This window comes from Paraburkholderia sp. UYCP14C (assembly GCF_004197395.1).
Taxonomy (GTDB): Bacteria; Pseudomonadota; Gammaproteobacteria; order Burkholderiales; family Burkholderiaceae; genus Paraburkholderia.
On record NZ_SELS01000136.1, the window covers coordinates 1 to 7,733 of the forward strand.

General features: G+C 58.5%; 6 protein-coding genes and 1 pseudogene. 5 read left to right on the plus strand and 2 right to left on the minus strand.

What is annotated here, in order from left to right:
• The 4 genes from EVC45_RS42795 to EVC45_RS42810 form a co-directional block, all read left to right on the plus strand.
• Window positions 1-334: carbamoyltransferase C-terminal domain-containing protein (locus EVC45_RS42795; RefSeq protein WP_306770871.1), on the plus strand; the 334-nt coding region annotated here is incomplete at its 5' end.
• An 895-nt stretch (window positions 335-1,229) separates the two neighbouring features.
• Window positions 1,230-2,249: an IS110 family transposase gene (locus EVC45_RS42800; protein WP_129964121.1), complete on the plus strand. Its 1,020-nt coding sequence runs from the start codon at window positions 1,230-1,232 to the stop codon at window positions 2,247-2,249.
• A 502-nt stretch (window positions 2,250-2,751) separates the two neighbouring features.
• Complete coding sequence (locus tag EVC45_RS42805) at window positions 2,752-3,273, plus strand: reverse transcriptase N-terminal domain-containing protein (protein WP_248295495.1); 522 nt, start codon at window positions 2,752-2,754, stop codon at window positions 3,271-3,273.
• Between the two features lie 19 nt (window positions 3,274-3,292).
• On the plus strand, window positions 3,293-4,105 hold the full coding sequence (locus EVC45_RS42810) for an IS5 family transposase (protein WP_129964122.1): 813 nt from the start codon (window positions 3,293-3,295) through the stop codon (window positions 4,103-4,105).
• Here the strand turns inward: EVC45_RS42810 and EVC45_RS42820 are convergent.
• Together EVC45_RS42820 and EVC45_RS42825 are read right to left on the minus strand one after the other, a co-directional pair.
• Window positions 4,102-4,560, minus strand: coding sequence for a hypothetical protein (locus tag EVC45_RS42820; RefSeq protein WP_248295496.1), 459 nt, complete (start codon window positions 4,558-4,560; stop codon window positions 4,102-4,104). The genes EVC45_RS42810 and EVC45_RS42820 overlap by 4 nt on opposite strands.
• A 47-nt stretch (window positions 4,561-4,607) precedes the next feature.
• Window positions 4,608-5,732 carry a J domain-containing protein gene (locus tag EVC45_RS42825; protein ID WP_129964123.1) on the minus strand — a complete coding sequence of 375 codons (1,125 nt, stop codon included), beginning with the start codon at window positions 5,730-5,732 and terminating at the stop codon, window positions 4,608-4,610.
• A 226-nt stretch (window positions 5,733-5,958) separates the two neighbouring features.
• Between EVC45_RS42825 and EVC45_RS42830 the strand changes: the two are divergent.
• A pseudogene (locus EVC45_RS42830) lies at window positions 5,959-7,569 on the plus strand (phage integrase family protein).
• The last annotated feature ends 164 nt before the right edge of the window (window positions 7,570-7,733 follow it).

Sequence of the window (7,733 nt, forward strand, 5' to 3'; positions counted from 1 at the left end):
TCAGTTCAACGGCACATTTCATCGGCAGACAGGTCATCAGAATCACATTGCCTGTCAGACCCCATATTTTGAAATTCGTTTACTCGTCGCACTTATCACGCACGTTGACGGCACCGCGCGTGTACAGACCGTGAACACGCAGCAGAACCCACGGATGCACGCGCTGCTCACGCAGTTCAGTGCTCGGACCGGCTCGGGTGTGCTGTGCAACACGTCGCTGAACTTCAACGGCACTGGATTCATCAACCGCACGAGCGACCTCTACCGATATTGCAAAACGACAGGCGTCGACGGCTTCGTCTACGACGACCGGTTCTGCGTAATCCGCAAGTAAGCTCCCACCGGGCGGCCAGAAGGGCTCTGATGTGATGGACGACTCCCGCGACGCCCGAGGGGTTTATGCCCAAGTGGAGAAGTCGTGACTTCCACGGCAAAGGAGCGAATGAAATGAACGCGTCCCACCCCGTGAATGGGTAAGCAACGCAAGATCGCATATCGTTGTGCCAATAGCATGCGCATGGCAAAAATGGAGGACCATTGATGCCTTCGCAGCTAAACCCGAGAGTCCAGCATGAATCGTACGGCAGTGGGTGTAGACATCGCAAAAAACGTGTTCGTGCGACCTGCAAGTCGCGTGAGTTTCTGTTTCACAGGAGCAGGTATGACCTGACGAAACCGGTTGTTCCATCAACCGTTCCCTCCCCGGACATGCGGAGCCGGTAACAGCTCGGTATGAGGCTTCGGGGACAACGTAGCCGCCGGTTATCCGGTACGCCGAGCCGCGAGGCAGAGCGGAATCTGCCAGCACAAAGGCGGAGAGGAGCAAGGGATGAGTGGGTACGACCAACATATGTGAACTTCAGTTTAACGTCGTGATCTTTGACAAGCCAAATGTGCTGAGAGGCTTGAACCAAAACGGTACGCGGTGAGGAATGGTCTCCGAATACTGGACCGTCATGGACAGAACGACCGCCGGCGAAGCAGAAGGGTCCGCCCCGCTCGGAAATTCATGCGGAACAGGGTAAGCCCATGGTACCGCCGGCAACGGCAGGCGAACCGCAAGGAACGCTGTTGGTACTGCGGGTAAAGGAATGCGGAGAAATGATATGAACGCCTCCCACCCGTGAGCGGTGGAAGCTGTAAGGAAGGCGGAGCCTCACGGGCCAACGGCATCAGAGTGCCCAGATGGAAGACCATAGGGGTTTTCCTGGCAAACCGGAGGCTCCGACATGAAGCATATGACCGTAGGCGTGGACATTGCGAAGAACGTGATGCAACTCCATTACATCGATGCAGCGACGGGCGAGATTGTGAACAAACCGGTGAAGCGAGGCGCGTTTCTGGAACACTTCGTGAATCTGGCTCCGTGCCTGATCGGCATGGAAGCCTGCGGCGGTTCACAGCACTGGGCTCGCAAGCTGGTGGCGATGGGCCATCAAGTGAGGCTGATGCCGGGGAAATTCGTCAAGGCGTTTGTGATGGGTAACAAGAGCGACATGACTGACGCGAAAGCAATTTGGCTAACTGTGCAGCATGCGGACAGATCGGTCGCGGTGAAGACTGAAACGCAGCAGGCGGTGCTGGGACTGCACCGGATGCGCGAGCAACTGGTGAAATTTCGCACCATGCAAATCAACAATCTGCGCGGCTTGCTGACCGAATACGGCGAAGTGATGGGCAGGGGGCGGACCGCGCTGGATAAAGCGATGCCGGGCGTTCTGGAGCGACTGGTTGATCGTTTGCCGACGATCCTGATTGATACGCTGCGTGAGCAATGGAGCGGACTTACTAATCTTGACAAGCAGATTGCCAGCATCGAACGGCGGCTGCAGACATGGATGAAGGAAGATAAGGGCTGCAAGGCAATTGCTGCGATTCCGGGCGTTGGTCTGCTGACGGCAACGGCAGTAGTCGCAACGATGGGGGACGCCAAGACGTTCCAGTCTGGACGCGAGTTCGCAGCATGGATTGGGTTGGTGCCAAGGCAAGTTGGCACTGGCGGCAAGGTGCAGTTGCTGGGGATAAGCAAGCGAGGCGATGTGTATCTGCGCAAGCTGTTGATCCACGGCGCCCGGAGCGTGCTGTGTCTCGCGAAAGAGCCGGGGCCCTGGGTTGAAGAGATCAAGAAGCGGCGCCCGATGAATGTGGCGGCTGTGGCACAAGCGAACCGGATGGCCCGCACGATCTGGGCGATCCTTGCGCATGACAGGCAGTACGAAAAGGGCTACGTGAGCGTGAAGCCTGTTTGATCGGCAAGCCTTGTGTAGAAGAAAGGTAATTTTTGCAGGATGATACGTCGAAAGGTTGCGCTGGCAATCGTATGCAATGACAAGACAGGTCGGACCGGGACTCGCTAAACCTGAATTCGCTTTCGAGCTTCGAGCTCGCCGGAGAAATGAGGTGTGGGTCAGCGGATTTCATAGTGGGCCGCGGCGTATCAGGCTGCAACAAGCCCGGATATAAAGCTGCAACCCATCCTGTCGTCGTCAGAGTAAACGAAAAACCTTCGCAAACGGGAGGCGTTCATATAAAGCGAATGCCCGGCTGTAATGGACGGGATACGGGCTGAGACATCGTCCGACGCGAAAGCGGGCAGACTTCCGCGCGGTCATTCATGGCGAGAGAACGTTGACCAATCGTTATACGAGGGAAGGCAGATGACGGTGACCGACGCGAAAGCGACCAGCGCCGGTGCGCCCTCGCGCTCTGCCCAAATGTGGGATCAGGTGAACTGGTCTCATTGAGGCAGCTGTGAAACGACTTCAGGTGCGTATCGCCAAAGTAACCCGGGAAGGCCGATGGGGCAAGGTGAAAGCACTGCAACGTCTGCTGACCCGCTCGCATAGCGGCAAAATGCTGGCCGTGAAGCAGGTGACGGAGAATCGCGGTAAGAGAACGCAGGGGGTGGACGGCAAGATCTGGTCATCTCCGGCGGCCAGATGGAACGGAATGAGGTCGCTTCGGCATCACGGCTATTGTGTGATGCCGCTGACACGCGTTTACATTCCCAAGAGTAACGGCAAGAGGCGTCCGCTGGGAATCCCCTGTATGCGGTGCAGGGCGATGCAGGCGTTATGGAAGCTCGCTCTGGAACCGGTGGCAGAAACTCTGGCGGACCCGAATTCCTACGGCTTCCGCCCCAAAGCTCGACGGCCGATGCCATTGAACAATGCTTCATCATTCTGGCGAAGCGAGCTTCGCCAGAATGGATTCTGGAAGGTGACATCCGAGGTTGTTTCGACAACTTTAGAGCGTGTTAGGAACTTCGATTGAGACCTGGTATCCTGGCGGGATGAAAAGAACAGACCGCAAAGGGTATCCGACTGATGTGTCGGATGAGGAATGGAGTTTCGCGGCACCGTATCTGACGTTGATGGACGTCGACGCGCCCCAGCGCAAATACGAACTGCGCGACATGTTTGATGCATTGCGCTGGATGGCTCGTGCCGGCGCGCCGTGGAGGATGCTGCCCAATGATTTCCCGCCGTGGGAGCTGGTGTATCAGCAGACTCAACGCTGGTTGCAGGCGGGCTGCTTTGAGAGCATGGTGAGCGACCTGCGCTCGGTGATACGCGTGGCACAGGGCCGTCGGGGACAGCCCAGCGCGGTCATCCTCGATGGCCGCACGATACAGTCGACCTGCGAGAGCGGCCCGCGTGCGGGTTATGACGGTTATAAGCGCAAGCGCGGTAGCAAGGTACATATGGCAGTAGACACGTTGGGACAGTTGCTGGCGGTGCACGTAACCCCAGCCAATGAACAGGAGCGCGCACAGGTAGCGGAGCTTGCGCGGCGGGTCCAGCAGGTAACAGGACGAACGGTCAAGGTGGCATTTGCCGATCAGGGATACACGGGCAAAGAGCCAGCGCAGGCTGCATTCGACGAGGGCATTGACCTTCAGGTGATCAAACTCGAAGAAACGAAAAAGGGCTTCGTTCTGCTCCCCCGCCGGTGGGTGGTCGAGCGCAGCTTTGGCTGGCTCAACCGTTTCCGGCGTCTCGCACGTGACTATGAACGGCTCCCCGAAACTCTCGCCGGGCTTCATTTTGTCGTCTTCGCAATGCTCATGCTTGTCCACGCCGTGCCAGTACTTCAAAGTTCCTAACACGCTCTAGTCACGCATGGATCCTGGAGCGCGTACCGATGGACAAGGCTATCTTGCGGCGGTGCCTTCAGGCCGGATTTATCGATGAGGGAACCTTGTTCGAGACGTCGGCGGGTACCCCGCAAGGGGGAATCGTTACGCCGCCTACAACGTTGCATACTTTTCGCTCCTTCGTCTGAATCGTTCGAATTTTCGTTGCCGCAAAGCGGCGGCTGCGGATCGACGCGGAACACAACGACGATTTCGTCCTTGTGGATTTCGACGCGCTTGACCAGACCAAGAACGATCCTGCGTTTGGCTTCAAGGTCAATTGCATCCAGCTTTTCATTGATAGCGGCTGCAAATTCTTCAAGCCGGTTGATAACGAGAAACAGCTCGCTTTGCGTCGCTCCGTGGCGCCGTGACTCTTGGATCTGCTGTTCAATCTGTTCGAGCCGGCTCTTGAACGTCTGCATGAAACTCCCCACTTTCGGGCTCACCTGCCGTCGGACACTTTTCAATGTCAAAACGGCATCAATTCGAAATCTGGCTCGGCGCGCACGAGCCTGCAACGTTTCAGCCAGAGCTTCAGATTCTTGATATCTTCGAGTGCGGCGAGATCTTGCTTAAGGGTCCGGATGTTCAGTTGAAGCTCCTTGAGATCGCCAGCGAGGTTGCGCAGGACCGTATCCGGGGAAACGGGTTCAAACGGGTCGATTCCGTAGGCGTAGCGAAAGGCCGACTCGACGCGGAGGATCTCCTGGTCGAGTTCACGGATCTGTTCCTTCAGGACTACGTTGTAATGTTTCAGCCGCTCCTCGCTCATGCTGTTCAGGGCATGCTGATCGATATGCTCGAGCTCCAGTTGCAGCTCTAGCAACTGCAGCAGGTCGGTTTTCTGGTAGGCCTCGTTGACCCGCTGCATCAGCCGGGTTTTCCGCTCCCGCTCCTGCGCATCGGTTTCGCGATCCGGATGCAGCTCGCTGGCGAGTTTTCGGTAGACCTCGCGAATGGACAGGTTGATCTTTGCCTGCTGTTCCTGTGCCCGAGCTTCGGCGGCCTGCTGTCGCGATGATTTCTTCCGCTTTGCGCGTCGGGCATCCAGCTCTGCATTCTGGGCATCCCATTCCTCCTCGGTTTGCCGGAAATGGGTCTCTGCACGTTGCAGCAGGTCTTCCGGCGAGCTCAGGTCCAGATCGTCCCCCAGATCGACACCGAACACCGTCTCAAACATGAACTTCATCCCGTCGACCTCTTCGGCCACCTGGCTGTCGTAGCTGGTAGGGCTGTATTTGTCATAGATGGCTTTCAGCTCTTTTCCTTCATCATTGTCTTCGTCGATCAGGTCTCCGGCCAGATCCAGGATCACTAGCGCAACCTTACGGCGCTCGGCTTTGGTCAGTCGTTCGTAGGCACGGTCCAGGCAATGCACCATCCGGATCTGGAGTGCGGACGATTTCTGCTCAAGCGGGAGAAGCTCGTTGACGTACTGCTGCTGGAAAACGGGTGTAACCGATTCCCAGGCGCGAAGCCGCTTGCGTCGTTTCTCGATCTGTCTGATCGCCGCGTTGAACGCTTTTTGCCCTTTCGACAGGGCGGACTTGTTGTGATCGTGCGCAACGGCAACGGACCGTGATGTCCTGTTCATGGGGAATTTCCGCTGAAGGCGAGTAAAGGCAATGACGGCATACATTTTACCCCGACGGCCCGACGTGCGAATCGCTCCGTCGACCAGCAGGGAGGTGAAATTTTGTGCGGCCCTATCGCTAAGGCTTATTAGCGATAGACCGCTATTTTAGGACAAAACTCAGGTCTTGAAAAATCCGTCACACATGGCCGTCTCACCTTCACGCTGCCGAATCTATAATCGCAGAATGCCGAACATCGATCCGCCCCTGTCGTTTCCCGATACGCCGTCTGTATCCATGCTGCGCGCATGGTACGCAGGCATGGGCTCGCGCGAAGCGGTCGAGCGCTATCACCCTGATGCGCTCAGAGATGGAAAGTCAGCGCGCGGCGTGATCGGCCGCGTTCGCCGACAGATCGTCGAATTCGCCCTCAACCGTCACCGCGAGGATCTTGCAAGGCTTTTCCAGTGCCCCGCGAATGAGCGTGAGTATTATCGCAAGGCGGCCACCCTGGCGCTGGATATGCTGCCATCGCTGCAGGCCCCGCAACCCCAGGTCACCGACCCGGTCGACATCTGGCTGCCGGTGCGGGTCGCAGCTGTCCTGCATCAGCATGGCTCCGTACGCTAGCGGATCTGACCGTGCGCATTCCCCGCCGGCGGCGCTGGTGGCTTGTGGTTCCCGGACTTGGTGAGCGCAGCGCGCGCCGTATCGAAGCATTCTTTGCCGCTTATCCGGCACTCACTGAGCGGGCGCGTGCACTGGTCGTGGTCGCGGCCCCCGAGCCTGTCGCGTCGTGGGAAAACATCCGCGTACCGCGCGAAGTCGATGGCTCGCACGGCGTTTTTCGTGCGCCGAAATCCATGTGTGCGCTTGAGGCCGATAACGACTGGCAGGCCATCAACGCATGGCTCGAACGGCACGAAGCCAACGACACCCAGCGCGCCTATCGCCGCGAGGCAGAACGGCTGCTGCTGTGGGCCATTGCGGAGCGCGGCAAGGCGTTGTCGTCGCTGACCAGCGAAGATGCGACTACCTATCGCACCTTCCTGCGTCATCCCGCGCCACGCGCCCGCTGGGTCGCACCCGCGCGACCGCGGTCCTCGCCCGAGTGGCGGCCGTTCACGGGCACGCTCTCACCTGATTCCATCGCCTACGCACTCTCGATTCTGCGTGCAATGTTCCGCTGGCTGATCGACCAGCGTTACGTGCTCGCCAATCCATTTGCCGGTCTCAAGGTGCGAGGTGCGCGCCGCAAAGGCAAACTGGACAGTTCCCGGGCCTTCACGACCAGCGAATGGGAACTGGTCCGCACGATCGCCGATGGGATCGAGTGGTCGTGTGGCTGGGCGGTACCGGCCGCGCAGCGCCTGCGTTTCGTGCTTGACTTCGGCTATGCGACAGGCCTGCGGGCCGCTGAACTTGTCGGCGTTACACTCAACGGCATTGAAACCGGCGCTCGCGAGTTTTGCGCTGGACCAGTATCTGGCGCAACGTGGTTTGCCTGTCACGCCCGACCGATGGGCGCCCGATACACCACTACTTGGCCACCTCGATGAGCCCGGCGGCATCACTACGCCGCGCCTGAGGCAGATGCTGCGCCGGTTCTTCGATAGAGCGGCCGATACCATCGAGGCCGACCATCCGCCGCTAGCAGACAAGCTGCGACGGGCCACGCCGCACTGGATGCGGCACACGCATGCGACAAACGCATTGGCCAACGGTGCATCGCTTACGACCGTGCGCGATAACCTGCGCCACGCATCAATTTCGACGACTTCTATCTATCTCGATGACGATGAAGTACAGCGCGCGCATAAGATCGAGCGGATCTTCACACGACGGCCGGCCGCTTAGCAACATGCGCGCACGCGTCCAGCGCCCCGCCTGGCGCGGTTTTGGCAGAAATTTTTCCATTTATGGGCGTTGGGCACTTTTAGAGGGGGCGGTTTCAAGCCGAAGTGCAACAAGGGGGTTAATGTTTAGCGTCTTGGGGTTGACTTGCTGAGGCGAGCGTAGCG